This window comes from Actinomycetota bacterium (genome assembly GCA_040905475.1).
Classification (GTDB): Bacteria; Actinomycetota; AC-67; order AC-67; family AC-67; genus DATFGK01.
This window is the reverse complement of sequence record JBBDRM010000090.1, coordinates 1-16,902: the sequence shown is the minus strand read 5'-3', so window position 1 is coordinate 16,902 and position 16,902 is coordinate 1. Positions and strand designations below refer to the sequence as shown.

Here is a 16,902-nt window from a genome sequence, read left to right as displayed (position 1 = left end):
CTCATCGAGCAGGCGCCGAGTGGGGGCGCTCAGGAACAGCTCCGGCTCCTCCATCTCAATCCGCCCGGCGTGCGGCGCTGGTGTAGCGCAGGCACTCGCAGCTCTCGAAGTAGGCGAGGTCGCGCACGGCAACGGCGCCCTCGTGACGACCGGGCCCGAAGGATGCGATGGGGATGGCGGCCGACTCGAACGTGCCCCCCACCGCCTCGATGCCGGCCAGGAGCGTGGCCGGCGTTAGCCTGCTCCCGGCTCGCGATCCCGCCGCAGCCAGGAGCCAGCCCAGGTCGCAGTGGACCAGCGCACCGCGCTCGGCGTTGGAGTCGGACCATTTGAGCCCGGCGGCAATCATCAGCGCCACGCAGCGGTCCCACGCCGGCCAGCGCTCCGGGGAGGACACGTCTTCGTTGGGGAACCAACCCACCCCCTTCAGACCGCGCAACTGCTCCTTCACCGTCCCGGGCCACGTCATCACCGTTCTCGGCCAGTCGTTGGTGGACATCCCGTAGGTCGGCCGGTAGTGCTGCGACTCCGCGGCACCGGGGAAGAGGAAAGAAGCACTCGACCAGAAGATCACCCGGTTGGCCTCCGGAGGAGACTTCATCTTCAGCACGGCCGTTGACGTCTGTGCTTGGAGGTCGGCGAGCGACGAGCTTTGGTCGAGTTTCATCCTCACGACCTTGGTCACCTTCACTCCGCGCGCGGCCAGGCCTTTGACGATGATCTCCGTCGTCCGCCGGTACTTTGGTCGTTCATCGGACAGGATGCCGACGACGCTACCGGGGCCGAAGAACCCCTGGTCGACCAGGGCGGGCGCGAGGATCCGCGCCGCGCGCGTCATGTTCATCCAGTTGGGGTTGGCGTAGAGAGGGAAGCGGTCGAGGGTCTCCGCATCGTTATCGATCCGACCGCCTTCGATGAACAGGATGTTGTGACCCGCCAGACACGCCAGGAAGTCGGGCGTGTGCCCGAAAGACTGTCCGATCACCACCGCCACCTTGGCGTCCTCACCATAGAACGCACAGGCCGCCGGCTCCCGCTCGAGGAACGTCTGGCTTTCGTAGCGGTAGTAGAAGGGAACGATCCTGCGCCCCGCCACCCCGCCGCGGGCATTGAGGTCATCGATCACGACCTCGGCCCATTGCCTTCCCGGCGGCCGGGTGATCGGGATCCCCGCGATCTCCTCGAAGTGGATGTCATCGACGCCGACCTTGATCTCGGTGTCGGTGATCCCCGCCGAAGGCAGATCCCGGAGGGCGACGATCGGCGCTCCTGGCCCGCTCGGCCCTAGGCTGCCCGGCGTTCCGGTGCCCGGACCACCGGCGCCATCGGGACCTAGCACGCCTGGTTCTTGGACGCCGGCGAAGGCGTCGCCCATGCCGGTGTTCGAACCGGGATCGCGTTCGGTCGAGCTGCAGGCGCCCAGCAGTAAGGCTAGCCCCGCAGCCATCGCAGTGACCCGTCGCTTAGTGCTCATTCGTCTGCCATGCACTATCGGTGCTCTCTCGGTGCCGAAACAAGGGGCTCACCGAGCGATTCTCGACTGAATGGCCGGCGCGTGGACAAATATCCCCGCGGTAGCCGTCTCCTCAGCCGGGTGCAGGCCATCCGTCAGCTCGCGCGTGGGTAGTAGACGGGGAAGGTGTCGACGGGACCGGCGGATATCTGACGCTGGTCGGAACCGTCTGCGTTCATGACCCAGATCGTGCCCCCTCCTCCACCCATAGCGCCTCGAGAAACGGCGATCTGACTGCCGTCCGGCGACCAGGTGGCGTAGCTGTCCGACACCGTATTGGTCGTGAGCCGCGTGAGTCCGCTGCCGTCCGGGCGGATGGTGTAGAGCTCGGAGGCTCCGCCATCTTGGTCCGATCCGAACACGATCCGGTCGCCCGTGGGAGACCACTGGGGTGAGGTGTGGGCGGCACCAGGAGGCGCGGCGGTCAGCGGGTGCTGGTTTTCGCCGTCGGCGTCCGTTATCCAGAGGCTGATCGTGCCGGCGCGGGTGCTGACGAAGACCAGCTGGGTGCCGTCCGGCGACCAGCTCGCGACATTGTTGCCCAGGATGCCATCGGTCACCTGATCCAACGCGCTCCCATCGGGCTCGACGGTGAAGATGTTCGATACGGCCACCGCGACGGTGCCGCGGCTGAAAGCGATCCGGCCTCCGTCCGGCGACCAGTCCGGCCGGTAGTCGTCGATGACGGGATGCGGCATCAACGGTGCGGCGCCGCTGCCGTCGACGTTGGCGATGAACAGATCGACCGCCGGACCACAGCAACTCGGGCCGAGCGGCCGCGTGAAGTCGGCGGATCGGACGAAGGCGATCCGCGTGCCGTCGGGTGAGATGTCGGGATGCACCTCGTCCCGGGGGCCGCCCACCACCAATCGCGTGTCCGTGCCATCGTCGTTCATCGAGTAAAGGTCGAAGGTGCCACCCCGGTTGCTGGCAAACATGATGCGGTCGAGCGGTGTTTCCGCCGAGGCCGGCATGGAGTGAACGCCCAGCGATGCGCCCAGTGCCAAAGCGATCGCAACCCAACGTCTCACCATCATCTTGATCCCCGCCTTTCGTCGTCGCCCTGAGGCGTCTTCCCGGTCTTGCACCTCAGGCGTTCACGGCGGCGGAACGGATGTTCATTCCGGGCGCGGTCCGAGGAACGCCGCTCGCACGAGCGGGTGGTCCCGCAGGGCGGGGGCAGGGCCGTCGTAGAGAACCCGTCCGCGCTCCAGGAAGCAGGCCCGAGGGGCGATGCGCAGGGCGAGGTCGACCGACTGTTCGACCATCACGACGGTAGTCCCCGCTCGATGCAGCCGACTCACGACCGCGAGGAGGTCGTCGACCGCGCCCGGCGATAGCCCGAGGGTTAGCTCGTCGACCAGCAGCAGCCGCGGAGAGGCGATCACCGCCCGGGCGAGGCCGAGCATCTGGCGCTCGCCCCCCGACAGTGTCGCCGCCCGATGGTCGCGCCGCTCGGCGAGAATGGGGAAGGCGGCGAACGCGTCGTCGACCGCGGCTGCGGCCCGGCCCGGACGCAGGGACCGGGCGAACAGTCGCAGGTTCTCGGCAACGCTCAGCGGGTCGACCACCGCCTCGCCCGCGCGTACCGTGGTGATGCCGAGACCCACCCGCCTTTTGGCATCCAGATACGTGATGTCCGCTCCGTCGAAGCGGACCGTTCCGTCGGCGGGGAGCAGGGTGCCGGCGAGGGTCGCCAGCAGCGTCGATTTTCCGGCTCCGTTGGTGCCGACGATCGCGAGCACCTCGCCCTCTTCGACGGTGAGGTTCACGTCGAACAGCACCTGTACCGGACCGTACGCGACGTCCAGACGCTCGCAGGTGAGCAGGGGGAAGCGACGTCCCTCCTCCCGAGCAGCGTCCGTACGCTCCTCCTCTTCCAGCCGCTCCAGCATCCGATCGATGTCGGCATTCATGGTGGCCGCCGCGCTTCGCAGCACCAGCGCCGCCAACAAACCCGGAACGGCGATGGACAGGATCGCTCCGGTCGTCCCGAACCGCCGATCGATGCCGGAGAGGAGCAACAGCCCGGCCATCCCCCCGACGCCCACGAGGAAGACTCCTTCGAGCGCGGTCGCGTGGGGCCGCATGCGCGCCGGGGTCAATGACAGCACGCTCGCGGTGAGGAACGGGCCCATGGCGGCGAGCAGCATCGAGAAGACCGCGTAGAGCACCGCCATCATCCAGAAGGCGGGAGCAAGCACGGAGGCGGACAGGGCCAGGAGCCCGGCGGCGAGCATCCCGGCGGCCCCTCGCAGCAGGCTGGAGGGATCTCGACGGAACCACCGCTCGCCCAACGGCCCGGCCACGGCCATGCCGCCGGTCGTGGCAGCCGCGATCACCGCGAAGAAGACTCCGCGCGCGCCGGGGCCCATGCCCCACCGTTCGTCCAGGAAGAAGAACACGTAGGTGACGAGGGGCGCCAGGAGCACGCCCAACGCTGCCGAGCCGGCCAGGATACGTCGATAGGTTGGGATCAGGAAGAGGCGGCGGGTCACCTCGACGAGTCCCAGCTCGACGGCGCGCTCGGCCCCGGAACGCTGCGCGCCGCGGACGGCCGCGCGGACTCGGGCCGTGTCCCAGCGCCCGTATCCGGGGTCGCGAAGACGAACCGCGACTACGGCCGATACCAACGATGCGCCGCCCAATGCGAGGAACACCCCGCGCCACGAGAGCCCGGCGAGCGCGGTGAGTGCGGCGACGAGGAGTGGGGCGACCACGTTACCGACCCCATCCATCGCCCGGTACAGGGCCTGCATCCGCACCCGCAGTTCGACCGGATAGGAATCGGCCAGCAGCGGCGGATGAACGGCTCGGACCGAGCCGCTGGTGGCGCCGTCGGCAACCGTTATCCCCGCGAGCCCCAGCCCTCCGCCCACGAACGCGGTTCCCATCGTGGTCGCGCTCCATCCGATCCCGGTCAAGACGGAAACGAGGCCGCGGCGGCCGAAGCGTCCCACGAAGGCCGCCATAGGAAGGCCGGCCAGGGTGAAGGCGAGAGCGGACAGCAGCAACATCCCGGCAAGCGCCGAGCGGGGGATGCCCAGGCTGCGACTCAACTCAGGCGCCAGAACGACGAAGGCGTGACCGTGGAACTGATCGACCATCCCAAGCAGCCCGATGGAAACCGCGGGATACCAGCCCACCCCCGAGCGGGACACCGCCTCGCGGATGGGCGACGGCGCCGCCCCGCCGATCCCGATGATCTGCCGCAGGGCGGGGACGCTCACGCCGCCCTCACAGTGAACTCGACGAACGCTGCGGCTTCCCCAACCCTCAGGCCCTGTGCGTCGACCAAGACCACCGTGACGTCGTGGCGGTGCCGTCGCGCAGCGGGCTCATCCGCGCGCGGGGCCAGCGCCGGGATAGTCAGACTCGTATCCCGGGTGAGGAAGATGTGGTTGTTCTCGAGATAGCGGGTGTCCGGGCAGCCGCGCGTCGCACGGCAGACGTCGTCGTTGCGCGCGAACCAGTCGAGGCCCTTCCCCGGTGGCTGTGGCGAGCCGTCCACGATCACCAAGAAACGGCGCTGGCCCGGCGGGATGTCCCGCACCGTCCATCGCACCTCGATCGGCAGTGTCACCGTGGAACGGTCGGCCGGCGCGGTGATGCGCAGCCTGGTGTCCTGCACGAGGTCGATCCCACGGACCTGGCACCCGCCGATGAGCACCAAGGACAAGATCAGTGCCGTTCGACGGATCACGTCGCGACTCCGAAGTAGACGCCGACCACGGCCGGATCCGATGTCACGTCGTCGGGCGAACCGTCGGCCAGGATCCGTCCACCGGCCATCACCACGATCCGATCGGCCAACCGCCGCACCAACGGGATGTCGTGCTCGACCACCACCAGACCGGCGCCGGTTTCCCGGCGGACATCGAGCAGCAGTTGGACAAGGCCCTCCCTCTCCGCCTGGGCGATCCCCGCCGACGGTTCGTCGAGCAGGAGCAGCCGGGGCCGTCGAGCGAGCACGCAGGAGAGCTCGGCCAGACGGCGCATCCCGGTCGACAGCTCTCGCACGGGCACCTGCCGGTGCGCGTCGAGGCCCACGAGGGCAAGCAGATCCAGGACGTCGTCGATGCGGCGGGTTCCGGCTGCAACCGCCACCGCCTCGAGCACCGTAAGGGTGGGGAACAGCAACGGATGCTGGAAGGACCGAACCATCCCCCGTCGCGCGCGCTCCTCGGGAGGATGGCGCGACAGTTCGTCGCCGCCGAAAAGGACGGTTCCCGTATCGGGCCGCACGAACCCCGACAGCACATCGAGAAGCGTGCTCTTGCCGGCACCGTTGGGTCCGATCAACGCGACGGCTTCTCCGGCGTCGACGAGCAGCGAGACGCCGTCCACCGCGCGCACCCCGCCGAAGTTCTTGGCCAGTCCTGTCGCGACAAGGAGCGGAGAGGCGGTCGGAGAACTAGCTCGGGCCAGAACCGCGGGCCGGGCGGGTGGCACCGGCGTCCGCGGCAGCCGGGCGAAGAGGCGGTCCCGTGCTCCGCTGAAAAGCCCGGCGAGCCCGCTGGGCAGATAGAGCAGCAACACGAGCCAGCCGAAGGCGGTGGCAGCCAGCCCGGCCGCGTCGAGGTCCACGAGGGACGGTACCCCCCGGATGTACAGGGCGCCGACCACCGGGCCGGCGAGCGTCCCCAGCCCGCCCACCACGGCCATGGCCACCACCTCGATCCCCCCGACCGGTTGGAAGGCGCCGGGAGTAAGAAGCGACAGGCCGTGGCCGAGAACCGCGCCGCCTACACCCGCGAGTGCCCCGGCCAGCGCCGACGCCTGCAGCGCACGGTGCGTGGCTCGCACCCCGAAGGCCCGGGCCTCGTCCTCGTTGTCGCGCAGCGCCACGAACGCCCTCCCCATCGAGCCGTGGCGGACGCGCGCGCATACCCATACGGCCGCCGCAAGCACCACCAACGCGAACACGAAGTACCGCCGGCCGGTGTCGAGCGGGTAGCCCGCGATGACCGGCCGGCCGGGAGCCAGACCCTCGCCCAGCATCCACGGTTGCTCAAGCAGCCACACGTGAACCACAGCTGCGAATGCAAGCGTGAGCACCGGCAGGGCGAGGCCGCGGAGTCGGGACGCGGCAGCGCCGAGCATCATGGATACCACGGCCGCCGCACAACCGGCTGCGGCGAAGGCCAACACGTAGTTGCCGGTTCGCCGGGCGATCAGGGCGGAGACGGTGGCGCCCACTCCCGCCAGAGCGAACTGACCGAGGCTGAGCTGACCGGCGAGGCCGGAGAGGAGCCCCACCGACAGAGCGATGATCGCCAGTGCGGCGACTCCGCTCAGGATGGTTGCGGTTTCGGCTGAGGTCAGAAGGCCGGCTGTCAGGGCCATCGAGAAGGCGCCGGCGCCGATCAGGATGGACCTATGGCGAACAAGCCAGGTAGGGCGGACGTCGGCCGGGAGCGGAGGCCAGGGGACAACCGCCGCCCACGCGGCGCCTTCGCGGACACCGGCCGGACCGGCCATGCGGCGTACGACCACCGCTCCCAGGACGACGACGCCGAGCGTAAGCTCGACCGTCCCACCGCCCTCGAGGTTCCACCGGAGGACCTGCTCGAGAACGCCGATCCCGACTCCGGCAGCCAAGGCGCCCGAGAGGCTGGACATGCGAGCGAGGAGTCCCGCCGCCAGCGCACGCAGGAGCAGGGTCAGCCCGAGCGATTGCTGGATCGCCCCGAGGTCGCGGGCGGCAAAAACCAGGATCGCCGTGAATGCGGACAGGCCTCCTGCCAGCATCCACGTCAGCGCCGACATCCGCCCGGGATGGATCCCCAGGGTGCGGACGGCCGCAGGGCTGGCTGCAGAAGCTCGCATCGCCGTACCCAGCGACGTGCGCCCGAGGAGCAGCGCGAGGCCGATCGCCGCCAACGGGGCGAGAAGCAGTACGCCGGTCGCCGATGGCGATACGTGCAGCGCGCCCACATCGAAGGCCGGAAGGAACGGCGGATCGGGCAGAGCGGCGCCGGGCAGTGATCCCGTGAGAGCGAACGCCAACAGCGGAAGGAACTGCGCGAAGCCAAGGGTGGCAACCATGCCTACGAGGCGCGGCGCGTTCCGGAGGCGACGCACGACGGCCAGCTCGACGACCAGCGCCGCTCCCGCGCCGGATGCCAAGCCCAACGGAAAGGCCGCCAGCCAGGGCAGCCGCCAACGGAAGACGGCCAAGGCCATGATCGCCGCGCCGAATGCCCCCGCTTCCCCGTGCGCGAAGTTGACGATCCGGTTGGCCCGGTAGACGAGCACGAGGCCGACGGCGAGAAGACCGTAGGCCATGCCGGTGATCGCCCCGAGCACCAATACAGCGCCGGGAACCTCGAAGCCGAAGATCGTCACGCCCGGATATTAGGGACGTTTCGAGCACGTTTCGATAGCCCGGAACGTCGTAGCCCAAATCCTCCCACGACGAGAGCGGTCCCGAGCAACGCAGATGGACCAGGGTCCCATCCGGTCGCAGCCAGGCCGAGCCCCACGGCCGCGAGCGTCGACGTTTTCGCGTGACGGCCTGTGAGGAGGCCGCCCGTCCGGGGGGCGTAGGCCGGGTAACTCTCGCCGAACTCCCGCCCCGGCGGGTTTGTGTTCGTGATCCGGGTCTGGCTCGAGCCGTCGGCGTTCATCACGTAGATCTCGTAGCCGCCGATGAGATTGCATGCCGCACCGACGCAAGGGATCGTCGATCTCGAGTACGCGATCCGCGATCCATCAGGAGACCACGCCGGGAACTTGTTCTCGGCCCCGTCTTCCACCAGGCGCGTCTGGTCCGTCCCGTCGGGTTCCATGGAGTAGACCTGCCTGCCTCCACCGTCGCGCGTCGACGTGAAGACGATGCGGTCGGATGGCGCCCAGTTCGGCGTGTAATTGTCGGCAGTCGTCGTCAGCCGAGTCTGGTTGGCGCCATCGTCGTCCATGACCCAGATGTCGAGAGCTTGGGTACCGAAGACGATCTGTGATCCGTCCGGCGACCAGGCCGCGGGATAGGCATCTCCACTCGTCGTGACGGCGTGCTTGTCGCTGCCGTCGGCGTTCATCACCCAGACGTCGAGGGGGGATGGGTTTATGCCGTGGCCGTAGAGGAGACGCTTCCCGTCGGGGGACCATGCCGGCCGGACGTTGACACCCGGCTCGTCCGCCACAACGACCTCGTTTCCGCCGCCCGCGTCCATGACCACGATTCTCGACGCGACCAGGTTCGCCGACTGGTAGACGATCCCCCGGGTGAAAGCGACGCGGGTGCCGTCCGGAGACCACGCCGGCTGCATGTCGTCGAAGGGCGCGCTATCGGTGAGGCGTGTCTGGCCGGATCCGTCCTCGTTCATCACGTAGATCTGAGCGGTGCCAGTGCGGCTGGATGAGAACGCGATGCGATCGAGGACCTCCCGATCGAGTGGCGACGTGCTCGCTCCGGCCGATGGGCTGCTCCCGGCAAACGCGAGAACCGCACAGAGGGATAGAGATCTCCAGACCCTGCTCTTCATCTCCACTCCTTCCCGCAGACATCAGTCAGGCGTTCACCGCGGATGAACGGATGTACCGGACGGCTGAACGCCCGGGGAGAAGGTCAGGGCTTGAAGGGCGCCGGCTTGCGGCCCGTCCGCGTGGCGCTCCGTTTGGATGGCTAATGGCTCGCGGGTTATCAACACCGATGAGGAAGCCGACGCTGAACCGAGAACTGACCCGAAACCGCGACGTGCCGTTCCGTCCCATCGGACGCAGCCGTACCGCGCATCCGTTCTAACGTGCGACAACGCGCTTCAACCATTCGCAGCTTGCGTATTGAATGAGCTTGGAGCCCCTTAAAAACCGGTGCGACGGCGACGAGCCGGCGGGTGGTTCGATTACTTCCGCCCTCTCACCCTTGCGCCTCCGCTACCTGCGGAAACGTTCTTGCCTGCAGCAGCCCACCGATCATTGCCGGCGCAGCGTTGAGACCAGATTGATCTCAAACCTCATTGAACCCATGAGAGGCGGCCGAGCACGGCGCGCTGTGTCCTGATGACTCGGGCTGGGTGAACGTCATGCCTGCGATGCGCGGCCTCAACCGCGAGCGCCTCCGGCTTCCTCGCTCGATCCAGAAAGCGGTGAGAGCAATGACCGGTGGTCCGAACTCGGCGCCCTTTAAGCCTCAGCCATCGAGCGGCGAGGAAGATGCGATGAGAACCTCGGCTTGATGGCCTGGAAGCGCGAACGCAGGTTCCACGTCGGCAGCGCGCGCGCAAGATCCCGCCGTCCTTCAACGGTGATACGCCCTTCGCGGACCGCTTGCTGCCACGAGACCCGTCCCATATGCCACTTGATGAACCACTCGGGGTCGGCCGTGACGACGAGATCCTCCTCGAATCCAGGGTTCTTCTGGCAGACCTCACCGCTCCCGTTCTCGAAAAGGATCCACAGCGTCCGCTTCGGGCGCTGAAGGAACTCGAACCGCACGACGACTCGCTGTTTGGGCAGCACGTGTGCATTGACGTATCCCTGACACCAGGACCAGAGCGCCATCGAGGGGTCGAGATGCTCCGGGGCGAGCTCGAGCCATCGCGCGCCCCACTCCCCCAGCCTGACGCAGACCTGTCCGAGTTCCTCGCCTGATTCAGTCAGCAGGTACCGAGGCCCGCGGCCGTTCCTCGCCGGGATGCGCTCCACGACGCCGACCCGCTCAAGCTGGCGCAGGCGCTGCGCCAGCAAGGTCCGCGAGATCCCCGGCGCGCCCCTCTCGATCTCGGTGAACGTCTGACATCCGACGAACAGGTTCCGCACGATGATCGGCGTCCAACGCTCCGCGAAGATCTCCGCCCCCCGCGCGATCGGGCAATACTGGCTGAACCCCTTCATGAGTGGAGTCTGGCACGCCCGAGCCTCTTAGGCCAGTCCATTTTTTGTACGGGATGCGTCCAGTTCCTGTCCTTGCCGCTGCCGTCCGGCTGGACGACCCTGGGCGAGAGGGGAGAGAGGTGGTCATGACCATGGAGATTCCAGGCTTCTGAGGGGCGATCATCGCTCGTGGGGATGAGGGCTACGACGACGCGCGTGCCATATGGAACGGGGCGATCGACCGCCGGCCGGCGGCGGTCGCACGCTGCGTCGGGGTCTCGGACGTCATCGCTGCGGTGCGCTTCGCGCGCGAGGGCGGGCTAGGGGTGTCGGTCCGTGGAGGCGCCCACAGTATCGCCGGGCTCGCGCTCGTCGACGACGGACTCGTCATCGACCTGTCCCTCATGCGCGGCGTACGAACAGACCCGCTGAACCGAACCGTCCGCGTCCAGGGCGGCGCTCTGCTGGGAGACGTCGATCACGACGCGCAACTGCATGGGCTCGCGGTGCCGTCCGGCGTGGTCACCCACACCGGCGTGGGTGGCTTGACGCTCGGGGGTGGGATCGGATGGCTCATGCGCAAGCACGGCTTGTCGGTCGACAATATGTTCTCCGCGGACGTTGTGACGGCGGACGGCGCCCTCGTGCGCGCGGATGAAGACGAGCACGCGGATCTGTTCTGGGCGATCCGAGGCGGCGGGGGGAACTTCGGCGTCGTGACCTCGTTCGGATTCGACGCCGTGCCGATCGGCCCGACGGTCCTCGCCGGACCGATCTACTGGCCGATGGAGGACGGCCCCGAGGTCCTGCGTTTCTACCGCGATCTCATCACGGACTCCCCGCTGGAGTACGGATCCATCGTCAACCTGCGCCGCGCACCCGCCGTTGCATTCCTGCCCACCGAGCTGCACGGTCGCCACGTGGTCGGGATCGCGAACTGCTGGATCGGCGACCTCGACGAGGGCGAGCGCTTCCTCGAGCCGTTGCGCAGGTTCGGCTCCCCGTTGATCGACCTCGTCACGCGTAAGCCGTGGCTTGCGCATCAATCCATGTTCGATGTCACCGTGCCGCACGGCTGGCATTACTACTGGAAATCGACCGAGTTGCCGCCGCTCGAGGACGACCTGATCGACGTGATCGTGTCCAACTCGCTCAAGATCACGTCACCGCTTTCCTACACGGTCATCTTCCACCTCGGCGGCGCGGTCGCGACCGTTCCGGAGGATGCCACCGCCTACAGCCATCGCGGTGCGGCCCACAACATCAACATCAACGGCGTCTGGCAGCCCGGCGACCCAGGAGCCGAAGACCACACACAGTGGACGCGGCGTTTCCTGGACGAGCTGGCCCCGTTCCAGTCAGGCGTCTACGTGAACTTCCTCATGGAAGAGGGACACGATCGCGTGCGAGCCGCGTACGGGCCCGAGAAGTACGAGCGGCTTGTAGACGTGAAGACGAAGTACGACCCGGAGAACTTCTTCCGGATCAACCAGAACATCTCGCCGAGCCGGTCCGCGACGAAGGACGCCCATTAGAGACTCTGACGGAGGACACCATGGCGCAGGTTGATTGGTATATCGAAGGAGTCGAGTTCAGCAATTGCAACTGCGACTATGGCTGTCCTTGCCAGTTCGAGTCACGCCGTCCCACGTCCGGGAACTGCCGCGGCTTCGCGGCCGTTCTCATCGACAAGGGCCACTTCGGAGACGTGGCGCTCGACGGCCTCGGCGCGGCCCTTCTCTACGCGTGGCCGGGACCGATCTACAAGGGCAACGGCGAGTGTCAGGCCGTCATCGATGAGCGGGCGGACGCCGGGCAACGGGACGCTCTGGCTACCGTCCTCTACGGCGGAGAGACCAACGAAGGGGCAACCCACTGGTGGGTCTATCGGACGATGTCGAGCACCGTCCATCCCCCGCTCTTCAAGCCCATCGAATTCGACGTGGACATCGAGCAGCGAAGCGCGCGTATCGTGATCTCGGGCGTACTCGAGTCCACGGCCGGTCCGATCCGAAGCCCTGCGACGGGGGCCGAGCATCGCGTCCGTATCAACCTCCCGAACGGGATCGAGTTCGACCTCGCGGAGATCGGCAGCGGCACCACGAAAACGACAGCGTCCATCGCCCTCGACCTCAAGGACTCGTACTGTCATTTCACTCGTCTGCGCCAATCGGGCATGGGGTTCGTCCGCTGACATGGAAAGCCAACCATGGAGCATCCACGGCGAGATCATCGACACCTGCAACTGTGAGGTGCTCTGTCCATGTACCGTTGGGGCACCACCGACTGACGGCATATGTCTTGGGAATGTGCTCTGGTCGATCGACCAAGGACGATACGGAGCAGTGGATCTCACAGGTCTCGCCGTGGTCATAGCGGTGTACGCACCCGGTCCGAAGTTTGACGATGGAAACTGGCGGGTCGCGCTGTATGGGGACGAGCGGGCGACCGCGGAGCAGCGGGGAGCCCTCGAGGCGATCTTCCTTGGGCGGGCGGGGGGTTTCTTCGATGAATGGCGTCGGCTCACTGCTGAGGTCGTCGGGGTGAAGTGGGTGCCGATCCAGGTCGAACGCGTAGGGCGGAAGCGAACCGTGCGCATCGGAGAGGTGCTCGACATCGAAGGCGAGGGACTCACGGGTCCCCAAGAGGCATCCGGTACGCAGTTGGTGAACCCGCCGTTTTGGAAAGGGGCCCCCTTTCCGGCAAACCTCGGTCGGTCGAGCCGCTTCCGGTATCAGGACTTCGATCTGCACTGGGAAGCGTCTGGCAAGACCTGCAGCTTTTCAGAGTTCCGTTACGAAGGGCCGTAGCCAACCCCAAATAACCCCATGGAGTGACCCTTACGCGGCGCCGACCACGGGACCGTTTGGGTTCGCGGCACGGATCTACTCCGACGAAGGGGGGCGTCACCGCGATTTCGATCCGAGACCGCGCGCGCCGAGACGAACAGGGGTCATGCCCTAGCCGTCGCCGGCCGGCTCGTGGGCGGCGAGCAGCCGGTCGATGGACGAAACGAGGGAGTCGTTCAGCTCGTTCATGCTCATCGTGGCCGCGCGCGCGGCCACTGCCCGTACCGCGTCCTCGCCCATGTGTTCCCTCGCTTCGTCGAGGAACTTCCGATCGGCCACCGCCCTGATGACGGGGTATCCCCTCGCCGCCAGGACTTCCTCCGCAAGCACGCTGCTCTCGTCGTCTCCGGCGAGAGCGAGCGGGCCACTGACGTTGACCACGTACATGAGGTACTCGCCCTGATCCCCCGAACGGTACGCCTCGACGAGGAGCTTCCGTAGCAATCGCAGCCCTGAGATGACGTCGCCGCCGGCCGCGCGGACCCGAGCAAGCTGCGCCTCGCTCAGCCGCTGCCAGAATCTCCGAGTTACGCCCCGGACGGCGACCGCCTCCTCGAGGGCGGGCACGCCGAATTCCTCCCTCCCTTCGAAGAGGCCGTGAGTGACCGCATACAGGAACAGCGCGTACACCAGGGTCGAGGGCGAACCGGCCTCCCGCGCCAGCCGTACCGCACGCTCCCCGAGCTCGATCGCGCTCGGATCCTTCAAGGCGAACCGTGCCCCCGCGGCGCTGGCCAGCATGTACGCGATGAGGTCGGGATCGTCCGCGCCTTCCCCAGACTCGATCCGTACGAGGTATTCATCGACGGCGCGCCGGAGCCTTTCGGGGTCGGCGTCGAAGTGGCGGACGAAGCTGATCACGTGGCTCGTCAGCAGGTGCGGCCGCCGACCCCGGCTCGCCGGCACCGCGACTGCCTTCTCCGCGAGGCTCCTAGCCGTGACGGCGTCGCCGCGGTTCCACGCCGCCATCACCGAGGTCGCGCAGGCGAGCTCGAATCGCGGATCTTCCTCGGCGCGGTCCATGGCGATGACGCGCTCCGCCCACGAACCGACGGCCCGCCCCGTGCGTTCGGTGATCTTCTCCCACCACAGCGGAGCCGTCAGCCGCATCGCGAGCTCGGTCTCGCCCTGCTCGATACACCACTCCGCCGCCGACCGGAGGTTGTCCACCTCGCGGTCGACCGCCGCCACGGCCGCAGGCTCCTGCGGCCCGGCGAACAGCGGCGCCGTCCGCTCGACGAACTCGACGAAATGCAGGGCGTGTCGGCGCCGGAGCCGCGTGATCTCCGCGCGTTCGGCGAGGCGCTCCTCCGCGTACTGGCGCACGGTCTCGAGCATCCCGTATCGTCCCGGACCGGTTTCCTGCTCACTCACCACGAGCGACCGTTCGACCAGCCCGATCACCAGATCCACCACCTCGCCCGCTCCGATGCCCTCGCCGGCGATCACCGCCTCGGCCGCGTCGAGCGTGAACCCGCCGGCGAACACGGCGAGCCGGTCGAGCGCGAGGCGCTGCCCGTCATCGAGGAGGTCGTAGGACCAGTCGATGGTACGTCGCAGGGTCTGGTGCCGTTCCGATGCGGTCCTGCGGCCGCCGGTCAGCAACCGGAACCGCTGGTCCAGCCGCCGGGCGATCTCCTCGGCCGTCATCACGCGCAGGCGTGCCGCGGCGAGCTCGAGGGCCAGGGGGATCCCGTCGAGCCGCCGGCAGATCTCGGCGACCGCGCCGGCGTTCTCGGGGGTGAGCGCGAAGGCGTCGTTCGCCGCGCGGGCGCGCTCGAGGAACAGCCGGGAGGCGTCCGCAGCGCGGATCGCTTCGCCGCCGGCGCCGGCGTCGGGAGCCGTAAGCGAGGGGACGGCGATCATGCGCTCCCCGGTCACGGCGAGTCCCTCGCGGCTCGTGGCAAGGATCCGCACGCCTGGGCACGATCCGGCGATCTGCTCCGCCACCGAGGCGGCCGCTCCGAGAACGTGTTCGCAGTTGTCGAGGATCAGGAGCAGCTCACGCTCGCGGAGGAAGGCGACCAGCGCGTCCCCGGTGCGGCCCTCGAGCCGGTGGGGCACGCGCACGGCGCCGGAGATGGCCTCCTCGACGGTCGCCTCGGAGGCGACGGGCGCGAGCTCGCACAACCAGACGCCGTCGCGATATGCGTGCATCGCCTCCGCCGCCGCACGGAGCGCGAGCCGCGTCTTGCCGACACCGCCCACGCCTGTGAGCGTGACGATTGGGCTCTCCGCGATCGCCTCCGCGACGTGCGCGAGCTCGCGCTCCCGCCCGACGAACGTGCTGGCCTCTACAGGCAAGTTGGTGGCGTGCTCGTCGAGTGTGCGCAGGGGCGGGAACTCGGCGGCCAGTTCGTCGTGCGCGAGCCGGAAGATCCGCTGAGGCGTACCGAGGTCCCGCAGCCGGTGCGCGCCCAGATCCACGAGGGTGGCGCCGTCCGGCAGCTCGTCGGCGAGGAGGTGCGCCGAGGCCTCCGACACGAGCACCTGGCCTCCGTGTCCGGCATCCAGCAGCCGCGCACACCGGTTGAGCGCCGGCCCGAAGAAGTCGCCGTCCCGCCGCGTCGCGCTCCCGCTGTGCACGGCGATGCGCACGCGCAGCCGTCCGAGATCGCCCCACGACTGTGACTCGAGTCCGATCTGCGCCTCCAGGGCCGCGGCGAGCGCCTCGGGCGGGGCGCCGAAGGCGGCGCAGACGCCGTCGCCAGTGTGTTTGAAGACGAGACCGCCGTGACGTTCGATCGACGCGCGGAGGATCTCGTCGTGCGCGCGGACGGCGTCCTCCATCTCGCCGGGATGCTCGTTCCACAGCCGCGTCGAGCCTTCGATGTCGGAGAACAGGAAGGTGACCGCTCCGCCGAGCTCGCGATCGGCCCGTCGCCCGGGCGCGCTCAAAGAAGGGTCGTGCTCGAGCACCTTGCGCTCGAGGGCCTGCAGGTCGGGCGACGGGTCGACGCCGAGCTCCTCAGACAAAGCCCGCCGCAGTTCCCGGTACGCACCCAGCGCGTCGGCCTGGCGTCCTGCTCGGTAGAGCGCGACGATGCGAAGCTCCCAGAAACGTTCGCGGAGCGGATGAGCAGCGGTGAGCATCTCGAGCTCGCCGATCAGCTCGGCGTGCGCGCCGCGAGCGAGATCCGCTCCGACGCGGGCCTCGAGCGCCGCGAGCCGCTCTTCCTCCAGCTGCCCCGCCCGCCCGCGAGCCCACGTCGCGTCGGCGACGTCGGCGAGCGCCGGCCCTCGCCAGAGCGAGAGCGCCTCGCGGAGCGTCCGGCTCGCGACCTTCGGCTCCTCCGCTCGGGCGCGGGCCGCCAGCGCCGCGAAGCGCGCGACATCGATGTCCTCTACGGTCAGCGCGTAGCCGTGATGCTTGGTCTCGATGGAGTGAGCCGGGAGCGACTTGCGGAGGTGGGAGACATAAACGCGGAGCGTGTCGAGCGCGCGGTCGGGCGGGCCGCCCTCCCACAGATCCTCGATGAGTCGGTCCGTCGAGACCTCCCGCCCGGCCTCGATCGCCAGGCGGACCAGCAGCGCCCGCTCCTTGGCTCCCCCGAGCGGCAACTTCTCGCCCTGCTGGACGAGCTCAAGCGGCCCGAGGATGCGCACCTCGATGCCCGACCCTTCGCCCGCAGCCATGATGCAACCCCCCTCGGGCCGCCGAGAAAGCCCAGGTCGGCGACCCGATTTAGCACAAGTTAATCGGCTCGCTGCCTTTCCTCAATG

At 68.3% G+C, this 16,902-nt stretch carries 11 protein-coding genes; 3 read left to right on the top strand and 8 right to left on the bottom strand.

Annotation, left to right across the window (positions count from 1 at the left end):
- Positions 1–55: 55 nt before the first annotated feature.
- The 7 genes from WEB06_09995 to WEB06_09965 form a co-directional block, all read right to left on the bottom strand.
- Positions 56–1,447 carry a hypothetical protein gene (locus WEB06_09995; protein MEX2555953.1) on the bottom strand — a complete coding sequence of 464 codons (1,392 nt, stop codon included), beginning with the start codon at positions 1,445–1,447 and terminating at the stop codon, positions 56–58.
- Between the two features lie 161 nt (positions 1,448–1,608).
- Positions 1,609–2,544, bottom strand: coding sequence for a hypothetical protein (locus WEB06_09990; GenBank protein MEX2555952.1), 936 nt, complete (start codon positions 2,542–2,544; stop codon positions 1,609–1,611).
- 87 nt (positions 2,545–2,631) lie between these two features.
- Positions 2,632–4,743, bottom strand: coding sequence for an MFS transporter (locus WEB06_09985; protein ID MEX2555951.1), 2,112 nt, complete (start codon positions 4,741–4,743; stop codon positions 2,632–2,634).
- The gene (locus WEB06_09980; protein MEX2555950.1) at positions 4,740–5,216 is read right to left on the bottom strand and encodes a hypothetical protein; all 477 of its coding nucleotides are present in this window, start codon (positions 5,214–5,216) and stop codon (positions 4,740–4,742) included. The genes WEB06_09985 and WEB06_09980 overlap by 4 nt, the downstream gene beginning before the upstream one ends.
- On the bottom strand, positions 5,213–7,861 hold the full coding sequence (locus WEB06_09975) for an ATP-binding cassette domain-containing protein (GenBank protein MEX2555949.1): 2,649 nt from the start codon (positions 7,859–7,861) through the stop codon (positions 5,213–5,215). Before WEB06_09975 ends, WEB06_09980 begins: the two co-directional genes overlap by 4 nt.
- Positions 7,858–9,000 (bottom strand): hypothetical protein, encoded by a 1,143-nt coding sequence (locus WEB06_09970; GenBank protein ID MEX2555948.1) that lies wholly within the window; start codon positions 8,998–9,000, stop codon positions 7,858–7,860. Before WEB06_09970 ends, WEB06_09975 begins: the two co-directional genes overlap by 4 nt.
- Positions 9,001–9,640: 640 nt before the next feature.
- Positions 9,641–10,351 carry a winged helix-turn-helix transcriptional regulator gene (locus WEB06_09965; GenBank protein MEX2555947.1) on the bottom strand — a complete coding sequence of 237 codons (711 nt, stop codon included), beginning with the start codon at positions 10,349–10,351 and terminating at the stop codon, positions 9,641–9,643.
- 158 nt (positions 10,352–10,509) lie between these two features.
- Here WEB06_09965 and WEB06_09960 point away from each other — a divergent pair, with 158 nt between their 5' ends.
- From WEB06_09960 to WEB06_09950, 3 genes are read left to right on the top strand one after another with little or no spacing between them, the layout of a single operon-like run.
- A complete protein-coding gene (locus WEB06_09960) occupies positions 10,510–11,865 on the top strand; it encodes an FAD-binding oxidoreductase (GenBank protein ID MEX2555946.1) in 1,356 nt (451 codons plus the stop codon).
- 20 nt (positions 11,866–11,885) lie between these two features.
- The gene (locus WEB06_09955) at positions 11,886–12,524 is read left to right on the top strand and encodes a DUF1326 domain-containing protein (protein MEX2555945.1); all 639 of its coding nucleotides are present in this window, start codon (positions 11,886–11,888) and stop codon (positions 12,522–12,524) included.
- A 1-nt stretch (position 12,525) separates the two neighbouring features.
- The gene (locus WEB06_09950; protein ID MEX2555944.1) at positions 12,526–13,140 is read left to right on the top strand and encodes a DUF1326 domain-containing protein; all 615 of its coding nucleotides are present in this window, start codon (positions 12,526–12,528) and stop codon (positions 13,138–13,140) included.
- Positions 13,141–13,290: 150 nt separating this feature from the next.
- Here the strand turns inward: WEB06_09950 and WEB06_09945 are convergent, their stop codons facing one another.
- On the bottom strand, positions 13,291–16,815 hold the full coding sequence (locus WEB06_09945) for a BTAD domain-containing putative transcriptional regulator (GenBank protein MEX2555943.1): 3,525 nt from the start codon (positions 16,813–16,815) through the stop codon (positions 13,291–13,293).
- Between the last annotated feature and the right edge of the window lie 87 nt (positions 16,816–16,902).